The 16506-nt window shown below is 66.2% G+C and carries 14 protein-coding genes; 11 read left to right on the plus strand and 3 right to left on the minus strand.

Annotated elements, in window-relative coordinates; all coding sequences use genetic code 11:
- Nucleotides 1–4: 4 nt before the first annotated feature.
- Complete coding sequence (gene cyoA, locus BFD71_RS03510; protein WP_083245032.1) at nucleotides 5–1039, minus strand: ubiquinol oxidase subunit II; 1035 nt, start codon at nucleotides 1037–1039, stop codon at nucleotides 5–7.
- A 172-nt stretch (nucleotides 1040–1211) separates the two neighbouring features.
- On the opposite strand from cyoA, the gene BFD71_RS03515 reads away from it, so the two are divergent.
- From BFD71_RS03515 to BFD71_RS03525, 3 genes are all read left to right on the plus strand, one after another.
- Nucleotides 1212–2606 carry an aminotransferase-like domain-containing protein gene (locus BFD71_RS03515; protein WP_069261922.1) on the plus strand — a complete coding sequence of 465 codons (1395 nt, stop codon included), beginning with the start codon at nucleotides 1212–1214 and terminating at the stop codon, nucleotides 2604–2606.
- A gap of 197 nt (nucleotides 2607–2803) precedes the next feature.
- Nucleotides 2804–3700, plus strand: a complete 897-nt coding sequence (locus BFD71_RS03520; RefSeq protein WP_069261923.1) for a fructose bisphosphate aldolase — start codon at nucleotides 2804–2806, stop codon at nucleotides 3698–3700.
- Nucleotides 3701–3861: 161 nt separating this feature from the next.
- Nucleotides 3862–4599 carry a transglycosylase SLT domain-containing protein gene (locus BFD71_RS03525; RefSeq protein WP_083245033.1) on the plus strand — a complete coding sequence of 246 codons (738 nt, stop codon included), beginning with the start codon at nucleotides 3862–3864 and terminating at the stop codon, nucleotides 4597–4599.
- 213 nt (nucleotides 4600–4812) lie between these two features.
- On the opposite strand, the gene BFD71_RS03530 is transcribed toward BFD71_RS03525, so the two are convergent.
- Nucleotides 4813–5763: a ProQ/FINO family protein gene (locus tag BFD71_RS03530; RefSeq protein ID WP_069261924.1), complete on the minus strand. Its 951-nt coding sequence runs from the start codon at nucleotides 5761–5763 to the stop codon at nucleotides 4813–4815.
- Nucleotides 5764–5972: 209 nt separating this feature from the next.
- On the opposite strand from BFD71_RS03530, the gene BFD71_RS03535 reads away from it, so the two are divergent.
- The gene (locus tag BFD71_RS03535; protein WP_069261925.1) at nucleotides 5973–6749 is read left to right on the plus strand and encodes an SDR family oxidoreductase; all 777 of its coding nucleotides are present in this window, start codon (nucleotides 5973–5975) and stop codon (nucleotides 6747–6749) included.
- Between the two features lie 33 nt (nucleotides 6750–6782).
- On the opposite strand, the gene opgC is transcribed toward BFD71_RS03535, so the two are convergent.
- Complete coding sequence (gene opgC / locus BFD71_RS03540) at nucleotides 6783–7871, minus strand: OpgC domain-containing protein (RefSeq protein WP_069261926.1); 1089 nt, start codon at nucleotides 7869–7871, stop codon at nucleotides 6783–6785.
- 578 nt (nucleotides 7872–8449) lie between these two features.
- Here opgC and BFD71_RS03545 point away from each other — a divergent pair.
- From BFD71_RS03545 to BFD71_RS03575, 7 genes are read left to right on the plus strand one after another with little or no spacing between them, the layout of a single operon-like run.
- On the plus strand, nucleotides 8450–10810 hold the full coding sequence (locus tag BFD71_RS03545; protein WP_069261927.1) for a bifunctional salicylyl-CoA 5-hydroxylase/oxidoreductase: 2361 nt from the start codon (nucleotides 8450–8452) through the stop codon (nucleotides 10808–10810).
- A gap of 2 nt (nucleotides 10811–10812) precedes the next feature.
- The gene (locus BFD71_RS03550) at nucleotides 10813–11592 is read left to right on the plus strand and encodes an SDR family NAD(P)-dependent oxidoreductase (protein ID WP_069261928.1); all 780 of its coding nucleotides are present in this window, start codon (nucleotides 10813–10815) and stop codon (nucleotides 11590–11592) included.
- Nucleotides 11589–12152: a MarR family winged helix-turn-helix transcriptional regulator gene (locus BFD71_RS03555; RefSeq protein WP_069261929.1), complete on the plus strand. Its 564-nt coding sequence runs from the start codon at nucleotides 11589–11591 to the stop codon at nucleotides 12150–12152. Before BFD71_RS03550 ends, BFD71_RS03555 begins: the two co-directional genes overlap by 4 nt.
- A gap of 35 nt (nucleotides 12153–12187) precedes the next feature.
- Nucleotides 12188–13042 carry an enoyl-CoA hydratase family protein gene (locus BFD71_RS03560; RefSeq protein WP_069261930.1) on the plus strand — a complete coding sequence of 285 codons (855 nt, stop codon included), beginning with the start codon at nucleotides 12188–12190 and terminating at the stop codon, nucleotides 13040–13042.
- Between the two features lies 1 nt (nucleotide 13043).
- Nucleotides 13044–14231: an acyl-CoA dehydrogenase family protein gene (locus BFD71_RS03565; protein ID WP_069261931.1), complete on the plus strand. Its 1188-nt coding sequence runs from the start codon at nucleotides 13044–13046 to the stop codon at nucleotides 14229–14231.
- 42 nt (nucleotides 14232–14273) lie between these two features.
- On the plus strand, nucleotides 14274–14690 hold the full coding sequence (locus BFD71_RS03570) for a RidA family protein (RefSeq protein WP_069261932.1): 417 nt from the start codon (nucleotides 14274–14276) through the stop codon (nucleotides 14688–14690).
- A gap of 52 nt (nucleotides 14691–14742) precedes the next feature.
- Entirely contained in the window at nucleotides 14743–16380 is a 1638-nt protein-coding gene (locus BFD71_RS03575) for an AMP-binding protein (protein ID WP_069261933.1), read from the plus strand.
- Nucleotides 16381–16506 lie beyond the last annotated feature (126 nt).

Raw genomic sequence — 16506 nt, forward strand, 5'->3', positions numbered from 1 at the left:
GTGATTACTCCGCTGCCAGGATGGCGCTACGGTTGAGCGTGAGCGCCGGGGCGCCTGTGCCAGGGACTGCGCTGGGGGCTGTGCCCGGGACCGCGGGGACCGTGCCGCAAATCGGGTTGCCGTGCACGTCCCGCATGTATTTGCCGACCACGCCGTCGAACAGGCCCGGCGCGACGTTCGAATAGAGCGTCACTGGGGTCTTTTCGCCGGGCAACGCGAGCTGTTCGTAGGCCGCCCGGCTCAGCATCGTGGGCGATGCCTTCGCCTGCGCGATCCAGGCGTCGAAGTCGGCGCGGCTCTTGGCCAGCGTTTCGAAATGCATGTCGGAGAAGCCCGGGCCGCTGAATGCCGCCGACCGGCCCGCGTAGATGCCGGGCTCGTTCGCGATGAGATGCAGCTTCGTCTGCATGGCCGGCATCGCATACACCTGACTGCCCAGCTGCGGGATGAAGAACGAATTCATCAGCGACTCGGCGGTGAGGTTGAACTCGACGGGCGTATCCACGGGAATCGCCAGCTGGTTCACAGAGGCCACGCCGTAATCCGGATAGATGAAGAGCCACTTCCAGTTGAGCGCAACCACGTCCACGCGCACGGGTTTCGTCTGCGATTCGATCGGGCGATACGGGTCGAGTGAATGCGTCGTGCGCCAGATCAGCACGGCGAGCGTGAGCACGATCACGCAGGGAATCGTCCACACCACTACTTCGATGACCGTGGAATGCGACCAGCGCGGCGCGTAAGTCGCGTTCGGGTTGGAGGCGCGGTAGCGCCACGCGAACCACAGCGTGAGCACGATCACTGGGATCACGACGAGCAGCATCAACCCGAGCGCGATCAGGATCAGGTTCTTTTCCTGCACGCCGATGTCGCCCTTCGGGGCGAGCAGCGCCATGTTGCAGCCGCTGAGCAGCACGAGCGGGATGCCCGCCGCGCTGAGAGCGGCGCGCCGCAGAAAGCGGGTAACGAAGAGTGGACGGGATGAAGAAGGCGGGCCGGCGGTAGCGGCCCGCCCCGAGCGAGGGTCTGGATTGCGCATGTCTGGTTCCAAGGTTGACGTTCGCGCAAACCCATCCATACGTGCTCACTCTGCTGCCGCACGAGCGGCCTTGGAGGGCCGCCGCAGAAGCCATACATAGCCTATATGTATGGATTTACGCGCTTCATGCACGCATGCTAGAGTAAGACATGACGCATACATCCGCGACAGAATGACACACGACCAACCTGCTGAAAGCGCCGGAGATATCAATGCATGGGCCACGGCGATGCAGTCCGGCAACGGCCCGCGCTACCTGCGGCTGGCCGATTTCATCGAAGCCGCGGTGGCGCATGGCACGCTGCGCCCCGGCGAGCGCGTGCCCGCGCAGCGCAGTCTCGCCACCCTGCTTGCGGTCGATCTGACCACCGTCACGCGCGGCTTCAACGAAGCCCGGCGGCGCGGCCTGATCGAGGCGCGCGGGCCGCTGGGCACCTTCATCGCCGCGCCGCGCGCCGAGCTGCTCCAACGCGTGGATCTCAGCATGAACATCCCGCCTGCGCCCGCCGACCTCGACATGAACGCGCTGTTGCGCGAAGGCATGGCGCGCGTGCTGGTGCGCAGCGACGCCGATCTGCTCATGACTTACCACATGGGCGGCGGCGGCCGCGCCGACTGGCAGGCGGGCGCGAAGTGGCTGCAGCCCGTGCTCGGCCACGTGGCGCCCGATCGCGTGGTGGTCTGTCCCGGCGCGCAGGCGGCGCTGGCCGCGCTGATCCTCGCCTTCACGCAGCCGGGCGAGGTCATCCTCGCCGAGCCGCTGCTCTATCCGGGCCTGCCGCACGCGGCGGCACAACTGGGCCGCCGCATCGCCCCCGTTGCCGTGGATGACCACGGCATGCGCCCCGACGCGCTCGAAGCGGCTTGCCGCAAGCACGCGGCGCGTTTCATCTACGTGAACCCCACGTTGCAGAACCCGACGACGGCGACCATGCCGGAGCCACGCCGTCTGGAAATCCTGCGGGTGGCGCAGCGCTGCGGCGCGTTGATCGTCGAAGACGATCCTTACTGGCGTTTCGCGCCCGATGCGCCAGCGCCATTTGCCCGGCTCGCGCCCGCTCAGGTCTGCTATCTCGCGACGCTTTCCAAGACGCTCTCGCCCGGCCTGCGCACGGCTTATCTCGCGCTGCCCGACGAAGACGCGCACACCCGCCTCGTGACCGCGCTGCGCACGTTCTCGCTGATGGCCGCGCCGCTCACCAACGCGCTCGCCACACACTGGATCGAGGAAGGCGTGGCCGAGCAGATCTTCGCGGACGTGAAGGCCGAAGCGCGCGAGCGCCAGCGCATCGCGGCGCATACGCTGGGATCGTCGGCGGGCGCGGGCATTCACCTCTGGTACGCGTTGCCGCGCTACTGGCAGGCGCGCGAACTGGCGGCGGCCGCGAGCACCGAGGGCCTCGCCGTGGCGCCCTCCACGGCGTTTCAGCAAGGCCCGGAAACCGCGAACGCGATCCGCATTTCTCTCGGCGCGACGGGCGGGCGCGAACAATTGCAGGCCGCGCTGCGCAAGCTCTCGGCGCTGCTCGCGAACGACCGCAGCGCGCAGGCGCAAGTCATCGTGTGACGGCGCTTGCCGCGCGTCTGCCCTGGCACCGCAATTGCTACGGGTTATCGTTTCCCCTCTTCAGCGCGGCTGCGCGGCCATGCCCACATAATGGCAAAGACGCGGCGCAGCGGCGCAAGTACACTCGTCGCAGCAGGCGGCGACCCGATTCGAGTAACCGCGCCCGCAAGGGCGCCCCAAATACGGGAGATACGACGATGGCAAACGAGCAAATGCTGGCGCAGATGCGCGACAAACCGGGCTTCATCGCCGCGCTGGACCAGAGCGGCGGTTCGACGCCTGGCGCGCTGCGCCAGTACGGCATCCCCGAAAGCGCGTATAGCGGCGACGCCGAAATGTTTCGCCTCATCCACGAAATGCGGGTGCGCATCGTCAGCGCCCCCGCATTCACGGGCGAGAAGGTGATTGGCGCGATCCTGTTCGAGGCGACCATGGACGGCCGGGCGCAAGGCAAGCCGGTGCCCGACTTCCTCTGGAACGAACGCCGCGTCGTGCCGTTCCTCAAGGTCGACAAGGGGCTGGAGGCCGAGTCCGACGGCGTGCGCCTCATGAAGCCGATTCCGGGCCTGGACGCCCTGCTCGAACGTGCGGTGACGGCCGGCATTTTCGGCACCAAGATGCGCTCGGTGATCGAGCACGCTTCGCCTTCCGGCATCGCTTCCATCGCCGCGCAGCAGTTCGCATTCGGCGCGCAGATTTCCGCGCACGGACTCGTGCCGATCCTCGAGCCCGAAGTCTCCATCAAGGCCCCCGACAAGGCCAAGGCCGAGAAGCTGTTGCGCGACGAACTGCTCAAAGGGCTCGACGCGCTGCCCGCCTCGCAGAACGTGATGATCAAGCTCACGATTCCCGATACGCCCGACTTCTACCTGCCGCTCATCGAACATCCGCGCGTGGTGCGCGTGGTGGCGCTCTCGGGCGGCTACTCGCGTACTGACGCGTGCGAGCGTCTCGCCAAAAACCATCGCATGATTGCAAGCTTTTCGCGCGCGCTGATCAACGACCTCACGAAGTCGATGAGCGACGCCGAGTTCGATGCCGCGCTCGCCGCGAGCATCGACGAAATCTGGAAGGCTTCGGTGCGGAAGGACTGAACCCGGCCTGAACTCGGCCTCAAGCCGCGCCGGGCGCCGGGCGCCGGGCGCCGCGCCCGGCACGACACCGGTCAGGGATGTGAAAACGGGATGACACGCAGCCGGCCTCATTAATCGGGGCCGGTTATACTTGCGCCTTCTTTTTCTCCTATGCACCGGCCATGAGGCAGTTCCTCTGCCTGCTCGTCCTGTTGCCGGGCCTCGTGCAGACCGCGGCCGCGCAGGCGCAGCAGCAGGCGCCCGCTAGCGACGTCGTCGGCGCATCGGCTGCGAGCGAGGTTGCTCCCGCAAGCTCCAGCGCCATGTCCGGCGCGGTTTCGAAATACCTCACGCAAAAGTTCGGTATCGCGAAAGGGAAAGCGGCGCAAATCTCGCAAGCCGTCACGGGCGCCGCCGAGAAATATTCGCTGCCGCCTGCAGTGCTGCTCGCCATCATCTCGATCGAGTCGCGCTTTCGCGAGAAGGCGCACGGCGCGAATGGCGCGACCGGACTCATGCAGGTCGTGCCGTCGGCGCATCGCAATCTCCTGCACAACAAGGATCTCACCGACCCCGAGGTCAACATCGACGTGGGCTCGTCGATCCTCTATGGCTACCAGCGGGCTGCCGGCGGCGACCTCAATGCCGCGATGAAGAACTATGGCGGATCGAAGGCCTATGCGGAAAAGATCCGCACGCGCGCCGTGGAGTTCAGCCGGGTGCTCGACACCGCTAGCACGCCGGCCGCGAGCGATGCGCGGGCGAGCGTCGGGCTGGCGGCATCGGCGGCTTCCGCCTTTGCGGCTGCGGCGGCAACGGCCGCGATCGGCGCATCCGGCCCTGCTGCAGCACCCTCCGCGACATCGGCGGCCTCCGCGCAGGCTGCCGCGCAAGGCACCGCTTCGGCCAGCGCGCGCTAACACTGCTACCTGCTTCGCTCAGGCTGCCTCGCGTGCGATCGGCGGCCATGCGATGCGCATCGAAAGCACCCGAGTTCCCGATACGAAGGCCGACGTGCGCGCCGAAGGTTGCGCGCGCATCGATCGGCAGCGCCTCGCCAGACGTGCGAACGCCCCTCGCGCGGCGGTGCCGCGAGAGGGGCGTTTCGACGAGGGAACTTCCGGCGCGCGGGCTCAGGCGCCGCTTGCGGGCGTCTCGCCGTTTTCCGGTTGCTGTACCGCGGCTTCCGGCGCGCTGGACGGGCCTTGCGGCTCTACGCTCTGGGCTTCGAGCTGGGGCGCGGGTTCGGTCTTCGCCTCGGCCTTGGCTTCTGTCTTGACCTCCGGCTGGGCGTTGCCCTCTTCGCGCGCCTTGGCTTGCGCCTCGGCCTTGGCCTTCTGACGCGCCAGCGCCGCATTTGCGCGGCCGACGTGCGACGGGTCGATGCCCGGACCTTCCGAAGCCGTGCCGTCGAGTTCGTAGCGCGAGCCGCCTGCGGCCACGCGCTCGTGATAGCGCGGATGGTTCACATGGCGCTTGAGCACGGCGACGATCATCGTGCGCTCGTACTCGGGGTGACGCGCGACGAGGTCCTCGGCCACGCCGATCTTGAGCGGCAAACGGTCGCGGAAAGCCGGGTAGTGCTTCGCGAACACATTCCAGACCGTGTTCAACTGGCGATTGCGCTCGATGCGCGCCTTTTCGGCCTCGCTCAGATTCGCGGCCGGCGGCTGCTGGGGACGCGCCGGACGGCGGCGTTGCTGCTGCCCGGAACGCTCGGCCGCCTCAGGTCCGCGGGCCGGCTTCGGCTGCTGCGGCCGGCGCGGCTGCTGCGCGCGCTGCCCCTGCTCACCTTGATTCTGCTCCTGCGCTCGCGCGCCCTGAGGCCGGCCATGGCGCGAGCGCGCACGCTCGTCCTTGCCGCCGGCTGCGCCAGCAGCCGCCGAACCCTCTCTCGGCGCACGCGGGCCCTTCGGGGCGTGCGAGCCGCCATGGCCCTTCGCGCCCTTGTGAGCGGGCTTGCCTTGCGATTTTTGCGCCTGTTCTTCGGCTGGCTGGCCTGAGCCGCCCCCCATGCTCTTCTTGATCTCAAGAAGACCTTCCTTGAAGCTCAGGGTACGGCGTTGTTGCGATGCGGCTTTCACGTCCAGATCTCTTCCATATGGAACCGGACGCTATGATACCGAAAACACGGCCGATCCAACCGGGCAATCGTTTGTTGCGCCCCGTTTCGCGTCCGCCGTCGTGTGCCGCGCCACACCGCGACTACATGCGGCGCGCGGCAAAATCCCTCGATTTCATGCATCGACACCTTGCGCACGCAAGGATCGCATCCCTTTATCATCACGACACCATGACGATTTCGACATCCGCCCCCCGTTCCACCATTCGCGCCATCGTGACCGGCCATACGCGCGGATTGGGTGCGGCGCTCGCGCAATCGCTGCTGCAACGGGACATCGAGGTGCTCGGCCTCGGCCGTGGCGCGCATGCGGAACTGGCTTCCCGCCATCCGGAACGGTTCGCCGAGGCCGTCGTGGACCTCGCCGATCCCGCCGCACTCGAACGCTGGCTGGCGGGCGACACGCTCGATGCGTTCGCGCTCGGCGCGCAGTGCGTGCTGCTCTTCAACAACGCGGGCAGCGTCGAGCCGATTGCCCCGCTCGGCGCGCAGGACCCGCTCGCCATCGCACGCGCCGTGACGCTCAACGTGGCAGCGCCGTTGATGCTCGCGAATGCGCTCGCCGCCACGTCTGCGCCCGGCGCGAGCGCATCACGACGCATCGTGCATATTTCGAGCGGCGCCGCGCGCAACGCGTATGCGGGCTGGAGCGTGTATTGCGCGACCAAGGCCGCGCTCGACCACCACGCGCGCGCCGTCGCCCTCGATGCGCCGGCCGGCCTGCGCATTTGCAGCATCGCACCTGGCGTGATCGATACCGGCATGCAAAAGATGATCCGCGCGACGAGCGTCGACCAGTTCCCGATGCGCGAGCGCTTCGAACAGCTCAAGCAGAACGGTTTGCTGTCCACGCCCGAAGCGGCCGCGCAACAATTGATCGACTATGCGTTGAGCGATGCCTTCGGCTCGTTGCCCGTCACTGATGTGCGCGAACTTGGCAAGGCGTGAGCGCGTCGTGCGTTGAATCGTTGCCGTCGCGCTTCACGTAAGCGCGACGCGCGGCCGTACCGCTTTCAGGCGCCGCATGCCACCCGCGAGCGCGAGCAATGCGCCGACCGCGAGCACGTCGCCCGCGAGCCGTGCGGGCAACGAAGCGGTGACATGCGTTGCACGCAGCAGCGTGTCGATGACGTTCGAAGCCACCGCGCCCCCCACGAAACAGACGAGGCCCTGCTGCCCCACGGTGACGACGGCCGGCAGCCGCTGCGCAAGCCACGCTATCCAGCCCTTGCGCACCGCCTGCGCGGCGAGCCACGCCACGGCGGCGAAGTTCACGATGCGCACGCTCGCGAGATTCTGCTTCATGTAGCCAGGCTGAGGGTCCAGATCGGCGAACAACTGGATGAACGCGAACGTGGCGACGAGCACCAGCGCGAACGCTGTCAACGCGCGGCCCGTCCAGGAGACCTGGAACGCACGCGACACCGGATAGATGCGGCATAGCAGCCCCAGCATGAACATGGCCTGCCAGGCAAACGGGTTGAACGGCCAGATGGCGCCGGGCGCGGTAGGCAAATACCCCACGAGCCAGCACCCGCCGAACCACAGCACGAAGCTGCCCACGAGCACGAGATCGGGCGAGCGGCGCGCAAGTGGCATCACGAATGGCAGGAGCATCACGAGCACGATGTACATGGGCAGGACGCCGGCCAGATACGGCTGGTCGCGAAACACCGCGATATTGGCGAGCATCGTGAACGGCTGCGCGGCGAAGCGCAGATAACCCGACTCTGCGACCAGCGGCGAATCCACCCGCATCGTTACCGCGGCGGCGCCCGACAGCAGCATGAGCGCAGCGGTGCACAGGTAGGCGGCGTAGATCTCGCGCCCGCGACGCCAGAAGCGCCGGTTGGCCGCGCCCTCGCCCTTGCGTCCGGCAATGGCGAGCCAACTCGCCGCGCATACATAGCCGCTCACGAACACGAACACTTCCGCGGAGTCGCAGAACGCGAAGTTGTGCAGCATCGCATGCGAAAGCACGCTGGAAGGAATGTGATCGAGCGCGATGGAAATCAAAGCGAAACCCCGGAAAAAGTCGATTTCGATCGATCGCTTCGCTGTCTGACTCATGGGTGACGACTCCCGTTCGTGTCGAAGATTACGATTGAAGGGGTGCGCGACTTCGATTCGATGAAGCTGTCAGCTTTACGGCTATTTTTGTAAGGATGCCTGATCGATTCATGGCCACACGCGCAACGCATGAAAGGGTTCCGTAAAAGGCTGCGCCGGAGCGCCGCCTCACCAAGCGACTTTAATGCCAGCTCCACGCGCAATGGGCCTGCGTAACCCATGGTAAGCATTTCGCCCACTTCACGGTTGCACGCAGTCGCGCGCGCAGCCCCGGACGGTGCGCGCCATGCACACGGAATCGGCGTCCGCCCGTTTCTGGTGCCACATCCCATGGCGTCCCGGCGTCTGCACCGTCGCGGCATTTGGGCCGTCGCGTCTCGTGGAAAGGCGCACGAAAGCCTGCGTGTTCCCTTTGCTTGCGTCATTGGCGAGTTGACGCCGCGCCGCACCAAGGGTTCCACAAATATTCAGATGTTTCGCCGCTGCGCCCAGGGCCATCCCGCCCTCGCTCGCATATTACTTGACACCTAAAGTAATTGAACCTACATTGGCCTTGCAGACTGAACGAAGGAGCGAGCATGCGCATTGTTTGCATGGGTGGCGGGCCCGCAGGCCTCTATTTCGGCCTTTTGATGAAGCGCCGTCACCCCGACTACGAAATCGCCGTAATCGAACGGAACCGCCCGTACGACACGTTCGGCTGGGGCGTGGTGTTCTCGGACCAGACGCTGGGCAACCTGCGCGCGGCCGACCCCGAAAGCGCGGACGAAATTCTCGACGCCTTCAATCATTGGGACGACATCGAGATTCACTTTCGCGGCAGCGCAATCCGCTCGTCGGGCCATGGCTTCTGCGGCATTGGCCGCAAGCGTCTGCTCAACATCCTGCAGGCGCGCTGCGAGGCGCTCGGTGTGAAGCTCGTATTCGAATCGCAGATCACCGACGACGACGTCGCCCACGCGGACCTCATCATTGCGAGCGACGGCCTGAACAGCGCCACGCGCCAGAAGTACGCCGCCACGTATCAGCCGGATATCGATTTGCGCAACTGCCGCTTCGTCTGGCTCGGCACATCGAAACTCTTCGACGCGTTCACGTTCGCGTTCGAAGAAACCGAATGGGGCTGGTTCCAGGCGCACGCCTACCGCTTCGACGACAACACGTCGACGTTCATCGTCGAAACGCCCGATCAGGTGTGGCGCGCAGCCGGCCTCGACACCATGAGCAAGGAAGACAGCATCGCGTTCTGCGAGAAGCTGTTCGCGCGTTATCTCGACGGCCACGCGCTGCGCTCGAACGCGTCGCACATGCGCGGCTCGTCGCAATGGATCCGCTTTCCCCGCGTGGTCAATCGCGAATGGGTGCACTGGAAAACCGCGGCCGACGGTAAGCAAACGCCTGTCGTGCTGATGGGCGACGCGGCGCACACCGCGCACTTCTCGATCGGCTCGGGCACGAAGCTCGCGCTCGAAGACGCGATCGAACTCACCAACAGCATGCAAGCGCATCCCGGCGATCTGCGCGCGGCGCTCACGCACTACACGAACGTGCGTAGCGTGGACGTCCTGCGCATTCAGAACGCCGCGCGCAATTCCACGGAGTGGTTCGAGCACGTGGACCGCTACGCGAAGTTCGATCCGGAGCAGTTCGCCTATTCGCTGCTCACGCGCTCGCAGCGCATCTCGCACGAGAATCTGCGCGAGCGCGACGCGCATTATCTGTCCGGCTTCGAAACGTGGCTCGCGCAACGCGCGGGTGGCGAGGCGCGCGCCGTGCCGCCCATGTTCACGCCTTTTACGGTGCGTGGCGTGACGTTGAAAAACCGCGTGATCGTCTCGCCGATGGCGCAGTACTCCGCCCATGACGGCGTGGCCGGCGACTATCACCTCATGCATCTGGGCGCGCGCGCCATGGGCGGCGCCGCGCTCGTGATGACCGAAATGACCTGCGTCTCCCCCGAGGCCCGCATCACGCCCGCGTGCCCCGGCATGTATGCGCCCGAGCATCTGCAGGCGTGGAAGCGCATCGTCGATTTCGTGCATGCGAACTCGGACGCGAAAATCGGCATGCAGCTCGGCCATTCCGGCGCCAAGGGCTCGACGCGCGTGGCATGGGAAGGCATCGACCAGCCGCTCGACGACGGCAACTGGCCGCTCGTCTCCGCTTCGCCGCAGCAATATCTGCGCGGTGTGAGCCAGTGGTCGCATGAAGCGAGCACCCAGGAACTGCGCGACATCGAGGCGCAATTCGTCCAAGCCACGCAAATGGCAGACGAAGCGGGCTTCGACTGGCTCGAATTGCACTGCGCGCACGGCTATCTGCTTTCCAGCTTCCTCTCGCCGCTCACGAACCAGCGCACCGACGAGTTCGGCGGATCGATCGAAAACCGGCTGCGTTATCCGCTCGAGGTTTTCAAGGCGATGCGCGCGGTCTGGCCGGAAAACAAGCCCATTTCAGTACGCGTCTCGGCACACGACTGGGTGGAAGGCGGCAACACGCCCGACGACGCCATCGAAATCGCGCGCGCGTTCAAGGCGGCAGGCGCGGACATGATCGACGTTTCGTCGGGCCAGGTGAGCAAGGAAGAAAAACCCGTCTTCGGCCGCATGTTCCAGACGCCTTTCGCCGACCGCATCCGCAACGAAGCGGGCATCGCGACGATCGCCGTCGGGGCGATTTCCGAAGCGGATCACGTGAACGGCATCATCGCTGCCGGTCGCGCCGACCTGTGCGCCGTGGCGCGGCCGCACCTGGCCAACCCCTCGTGGACGCTCACCGAAGCGGCGCGCATCGGCTATCTCGACATCAAGTGGCCGAACCAGTACATGGCGGCCAAGACCCAACTCGAACGCAACATCGAGCGCGAACGCGCCGCAGCGGCAGCCGCGGCCGGCCTGTCGCCGATCGAGCGTGCGCAACGCGCCGAAGGAACCGTGTGAGCATGAACCAGGCAATCCTGAACGATCGTCATGCCGTCGTGACCGGCGGCGGCAGCGGCATCGGCGCGGCGACTGCCGCCGCGCTCCTGCATGCCGGTGCGCGCGTCACACTGATGGGCCGTGACGCCACGCGGCTCGACGCCCAGCGTGCCGCGCTCGGCGGCGGCGAGAACGTGGCTTGCGTGAGCGTCGATATCACCGACGAAGACGCCGTAAACGCCGCGTTCGTGCATGCGGCGCAATCGCTCGGCGCCGTCGATATCCTCGTGAACAACGCGGGCCAGGCTCAGGCCGCGCCGTTCACACAAACCGACCTCGCGCTGTGGAAGCGCATGCTCGACGTGAATCTCACCGGCGCGTTTCTGTGCACGCGCGCGGTGCTGCCCGGCATGCTCGCGCGCAAAGCCGGACGCATCGTCAATGTCGCGAGCACGGCGGGCCAGGTCGGCTATCCGTATGTCGCCGCCTATTGCGCCTCGAAACATGGCGTGATCGGCTTGACGCGCGCGCTTGCGCTCGAAGTGGCCACCCAGGGCGTAACCGTGAACGCCGTGTGCCCCGGCTACACGGAAACGGAACTGCTGCAGGCGTCGCTCGAACAGATCACGCGCAAGACTTCGCGCAGCGAAGCCGAGGCGCGCAGCATTCTCGTGCGCCACAACCCGCAGCAGCGTTTCGTCACGCCGGAAGAAGTCGCCAACGCCGTACTGTGGCTTTGCGCGCCTGGATCGCCCGCGATCACGGGCCAGTCCCTATCCGTTTCCGGTGGAGAAATCACATGACATCGCCCGCATCCACGCGCAAGAACGCCACCGCGAAGGCCGCAACGAAAGCGCCGCGCAAGGGCGTCGAAAAGCCGGCGGAGAATGTCGTCGACATGGAAATGAGCACGGGCGCCGACAGCCACATGGGCCTGCGCCTGTGGCTGCGCCTGCTCACCACGACGAACCTCGTGCAGGCCGAATTGCGCCGCCGCCTGCGCGTCGAGTTCGACACGACGCTGCCGCGCTTCGACCTGATGGCGCAGCTCGAGCGCCACCCCGAAGGTCTGCGCATGACGGAACTCTCGCGCCGCCTGATGGTGACGGGCGGCAACGTCACGGGCATAACCGATCAGCTCGAAAAGGAAGGCCTCGTCGTACGCGACGTGGCCCCCGACGACCGGCGCGCCTTCGTGGTGCGCCTCACGCCCGAGGGCCGCGCCCTGTTCGACCGCATGGCGGCCGCGCACGAGCAATGGGTGGTGGAACTGTTCGGCGGCCTCTCGCTCGACGAGAAGTCGAAGATGCACGAGCGGCTCGGCAAGCTCAAACAGCATCTGCGCAACGGGCTCGAAAGCTGATCACACTGAAATTGCAAAGATCCGGGAGACATATCTTGACGACACGTTCCAGCGCCGAAGCGCTCTTCGCGGGCAACCGCCTCACGCTTGCCGGTTATGAGGCGCAACATTTCGGCTGGTCGGTTCAAGGCCGCGTCGCAAGCATCACGCTGAACCGCCCCGAACGCAAGAATCCGCTCACGTTCGAATCGTATGCGGAACTACGCGATCTGTTTCGCCAGCTCGCCTATGCGACGGACGTGAAGGCCATCGTGCTGCATGGCGCGGGCGAAAACTTCTGCTCGGGCGGCGACGTTCACGACATCATCGCGCCGCTCATCGATCTGCCGATGCCCGAACTGCTGATGTTCACGCGCATGACCGGCGACCTCGTGAAAGCCATGCGCCACTGCCCGCAGCCGATCATCGCCGCCGTGGACGGCGTCTGCGCCGGAGCGGGCGCGATTCTCGCCATGGCCTCCGACATGCGCTACGCCACCGCGCGCAGCAAGCTCGCGTTCCTTTTCACGCGCGTGGGGCTCGCGGGCTGCGACATGGGCGCGTGCGCGATCCTGCCACGCATCATCGGTCAGGGCCGCGCAGCCGAGCTGCTTTACACGGGCCGCTCCGCGAGCGGAGAAGAAGGCCACGCATGGGGCTTCTACAACCGCATTTGCGAGCCCGAAATGCTGCTCGCCGATGCACAGAAACTCGCCGCCGATCTCGCCTCCGGTCCGACCTTTGCGCACGGCATCACCAAGACGATGCTGCATCAGGAATGGACCATGAGCATCGACGAGGCCATCGAGTCCGAAGCGCAGGCGCAGGCGATCTGCATGGCCACGCGCGATTTCGGCCGCGCCTATGAGGCGTTCGCGGCCAAAACGCGCCCGGTTTTCGAAGGGGATTGAATTGAACGCTGCCGTTGAAACGAATCTCCACGACGCACTCGCGTGGCCGTTCTTCGAAGATCGCCATCGCGCGCTCGGCGCGGGAATCGAAGCATGGGCGCGTGAGCATCTCGTGCACGTGCCGCACGACGACGTCGATGCGACCTGCCGCGCGCTCGTGCGCAAGCTCGGCGAAGCCGGCTGGCTACGCTACGGCGTGGGCGGCACCGCTTATGGCGGCCATGGCGACACGATCGACACGCGCGCCGTCTGCCTGCTGCGCGAAACGCTCGCGAAACACTCGGGTCTCGCCGACTTCGCGCTCGCCATGCAGGGCCTCGGTTCGGGCGCGATCTCGCTGGCTGGCAACGGAGCGCAAAAGTCGCGCTATCTGCCGCGCGTCGCGCGCGGCGAAGCCATCGCCGCGTTTGCGCTCTCCGAGCCCGAAGCAGGCTCCGACGTCGCCGCGATGGCGCTCGCCGCACGCGCCGAGGGCGACGACTACGTGCTCGACGGCGAAAAAACATGGATCTCGAACGGCGGCATCGCCGACTTCTACGTGGTATTCGCCCGCACCGGCGAGGCGCCGGGCTCGCGCGGCATCAGCGCGTTCGTGGTCGATGCCGACACACCGGGGCTCGAAATCGCCGAACGCATCGACGTGATCGCGCCGCATCCGCTCGCGCGCCTGCGCTTTACCGGCGCGCGCGTGAAGCGCAGCCAGATGCTCGGCGCGCCGGGGGAAGGCTTCAAGATCGCCATGCGCACACTCGATATTTTCCGCACCTCGGTCGCCGCGGCTTCGCTCGGCTTCGCACGCCGCGCGATGGCCGAAGGGCTCGCGCGCGCCGCTTCGCGCAAGATGTTCGGCCAGACGCTCGGCGATTTTCAGCTGACCCAGGCAAAACTCGCGCAGATGGCGCTCACCATCGACAGCAGCGCCCTGCTCGTCTATCGCGCGGCGTGGCTGCGCGACCAGGGCGAAAGCGTGACGCGCGAAGCCGCCATGGCGAAGTGGCATGCAAGCGAAGGCGCGCAGCAGGTGATCGATGCGGCCGTGCAGCTTTGGGGCGGCATGGGCGTGCAAAGCGGCAACATCGTCGAGTCGCTCTACCGCGAGATTCGCTCGCTGCGCATTTACGAAGGCGCGACCGAGGTCCAGCAGCTCATTGTCGGGCGTGGCTTGCTCAAGGCATACAACGCCGCGTAAGCGCCTGCTGCGCGACGCTTCACTACGGAACCGGACGAAAACATGAAACGAGCCCTTCTTCCCGCAGGCTGGGTCAAGCCGCGCGGTTATGCCAACGGCGTCGCCGCTGCCGGCACGCAGGTCTATATCGCCGGCCAGATCGGCTGGGACGGGAACGCGCGCTTCACGAGCCGCGAATTCGGCGCCCAGGCCGTGCAGGCGCTACGCAATATCGTTGCCGTTCTCGAAACCGCGGGCGGCAAGCCCGAGCACCTCGTGCGCATGACCTGGTATGTCACCGACAAGAAGGAGTACCTGGCATCGCTGAAGGAAATTGGCGCTGCGTTTCGCGAGCTGATCGGCGACTACGAGATCGCCATGAGCGCGGTGCAGGTGGTGGCCCTCATGGAAGACGACGCCAAAGTGGAAATCGAAGCGACGGCCGTGATTCCCGACGACGCGCGTCTCTCGCGCCAGTAGACCGGCGCCCGCGCAACAGCACGATCAGCTCATACAGACAGCCGGAGACGCCATGCAACCCACCGCCCATGTCGATACGTTCGCACGCGATCATCTGCCGCCCGAGTCGCAGTGGCCCGACATGCTGCTCGACAATCCCGATGTTGCCTACCCTGCGCGCATGAATTGCGCGGTCGAGTTGCTTGACCGCGCGATCGAGGCGGGACACGGCGAACGCCCGGCCATCTGGTCGGATATCGATGGCAAGCCACAAGCCACCACGTACGCCGAACTGCTCGCGCTCGTCAATCGCAGCGCCCGCGTGCTGGTGGAAGACATGGGACTGAAGCCGGGCAACCGCGTCCTGTTACGCGGGCCGAACACATTGCAAATGGCGGTGGCGTTTCTCGCGTCGCTCAAGGCGGGGCTCGTGGTGATTCCCACCATGCCGCTCTTGCGTGCAAAGGAACTCAAGCAGATCGCAGACAAGGCGCAGGTTTGCGCGGCGCTGTGCGACGTGCGGCTCACTGAAGAGCTCGCGCGCTGCATGGACTCCGCCGACGAGTTCTTTTGCGAAAGCATCAAGCAGGTCTGCTACTTTCACGACACCGCGCCGGGCACGCTGGAAGCGCTCGCGGCACACAAGCCCGCCGACTTCACGGCCTGCGACACGGCCAGCGACGACGTCTGCCTGATTGCCTTCACGAGCGGTACGACGGGCATGCCCAAGGGCTGCATGCACTTTCACCGCGACGTGATCGCCATGTGCGACCTGTTCCCGCGCCACATTCTGAAGCCCACGGCCGAGGACGTGTTCTGCGGCACGCCGCCGCTCGCGTTCACGTTCGGACTGGGCGGGCTGCTGTGTTTTCCGCTGCGCGTCGGCGCGTCGACGGTGCTGATCGAAAAGCTCACGCCGGCGCTGCTGCTCGACACGATCCAGCGTTTTCACGCGACGATCGTCTTCACCGCGCCCACGTTCTACCGGCAGATGGCGGCGCTCGTCACGCAGTACGACCTGGCCAGCCTGCGCAAGACGGTATCCGCCGGAGAAGCGCTGCCGCAGGCCACGCGCGATCTATGGCGCGACGCGACGGGCATCGAGATGATCGACGGGATTGGCGGCACGGAACTGATTCATATTTTCGTGTCGTCCGCCGGCGCCGATGTGCGCCCCGGCTCGATCGGCCGCGCGGTGCCGGGCTACGTCGTGCAGGCGCTGGACAATGACCTGCAGCCGGTGGCGCCCGGCGTGACGGGCAATCTGGCCGTGCGCGGCCCGACCGGCTGCCGCTATCTCGCCGACGAACGCCAGGCCGTGTTCGTGCGCGGCGGCTGGAACCTGCCCGGCGACGCCGTATCCATCGACGCCGACGGCTATGTGTTCTACCAGGCCCGCTCCGACGACATGATCGTTTCGTCGGGCTACAACATCGCGGGTCCCGAAGTCGAGACGGTGCTCATGCAGCACCCCGCCGTGGCCGAGTGCGGCGTAACGGGCGTGCCCGACGAAGTGCGTGGCCAGGTGGTGAAGGCGTTCGTCGTCTTGCGCCCGGGCTTCAGCGCCGGCGACGCCCTGGTCGCCGAGTTGCAGAACTTCGTGAAGAACGCGGTGGCGGCGTACAAATATCCGCGCCTGATCGCCTTTATCGACGCATTGCCGCGCACCGAGACCGGCAAGCTCAAGCGCTCGGCGCTGCGGTCGATGTGAAGCGGCCCCTGGCGGGAAAATACGACGTAAACCGTTGAATCTTCAACGAACACGCATTGACCCCTGAAACGCCGATATGCGCACGATATTGCGCATATCGGCGTTTTATCCATCATCTTGCGCAAA

It is taken from the genome of Paraburkholderia nodosa, from assembly GCF_001718195.1.
Taxonomy (GTDB): Bacteria; Pseudomonadota; Gammaproteobacteria; order Burkholderiales; family Burkholderiaceae; genus Paraburkholderia; species Paraburkholderia nodosa_A.

Excerpts from the sequence above, each read along its gene's own strand:
- BFD71_RS03555 (WP_069261929.1), top strand. The coding sequence starts at position 11,589 with ATGACATCGCCCGCATCCACGCGCAAGAACGCCACCGCGAAGGCCGCA.
- cyoA (WP_083245032.1), bottom strand. The coding sequence starts at position 1,039 with ATGCGCAATCCAGACCCTCGCTCGGGGCGGGCCGCTACCGCCGGCCCG.
- opgC (WP_069261926.1), bottom strand. The coding sequence starts at position 7,871 with ATGAGTCAGACAGCGAAGCGATCGATCGAAATCGACTTTTTCCGGGGT.
- BFD71_RS03575 (WP_069261933.1), top strand. The coding sequence starts at position 14,743 with ATGCAACCCACCGCCCATGTCGATACGTTCGCACGCGATCATCTGCCG.
- BFD71_RS03525 (WP_083245033.1), top strand. The coding sequence starts at position 3,862 with ATGAGGCAGTTCCTCTGCCTGCTCGTCCTGTTGCCGGGCCTCGTGCAG.
- BFD71_RS03515 (WP_069261922.1), top strand. The coding sequence starts at position 1,212 with ATGACACACGACCAACCTGCTGAAAGCGCCGGAGATATCAATGCATGG.
- BFD71_RS03535 (WP_069261925.1), top strand. The coding sequence starts at position 5,973 with ATGACGATTTCGACATCCGCCCCCCGTTCCACCATTCGCGCCATCGTG.
- BFD71_RS03520 (WP_069261923.1), top strand. The coding sequence starts at position 2,804 with ATGGCAAACGAGCAAATGCTGGCGCAGATGCGCGACAAACCGGGCTTC.
- BFD71_RS03545 (WP_069261927.1), top strand. The coding sequence starts at position 8,450 with ATGCGCATTGTTTGCATGGGTGGCGGGCCCGCAGGCCTCTATTTCGGC.
- BFD71_RS03570 (WP_069261932.1), top strand. The coding sequence starts at position 14,274 with ATGAAACGAGCCCTTCTTCCCGCAGGCTGGGTCAAGCCGCGCGGTTAT.
- BFD71_RS03550 (WP_069261928.1), top strand. The coding sequence starts at position 10,813 with ATGAACCAGGCAATCCTGAACGATCGTCATGCCGTCGTGACCGGCGGC.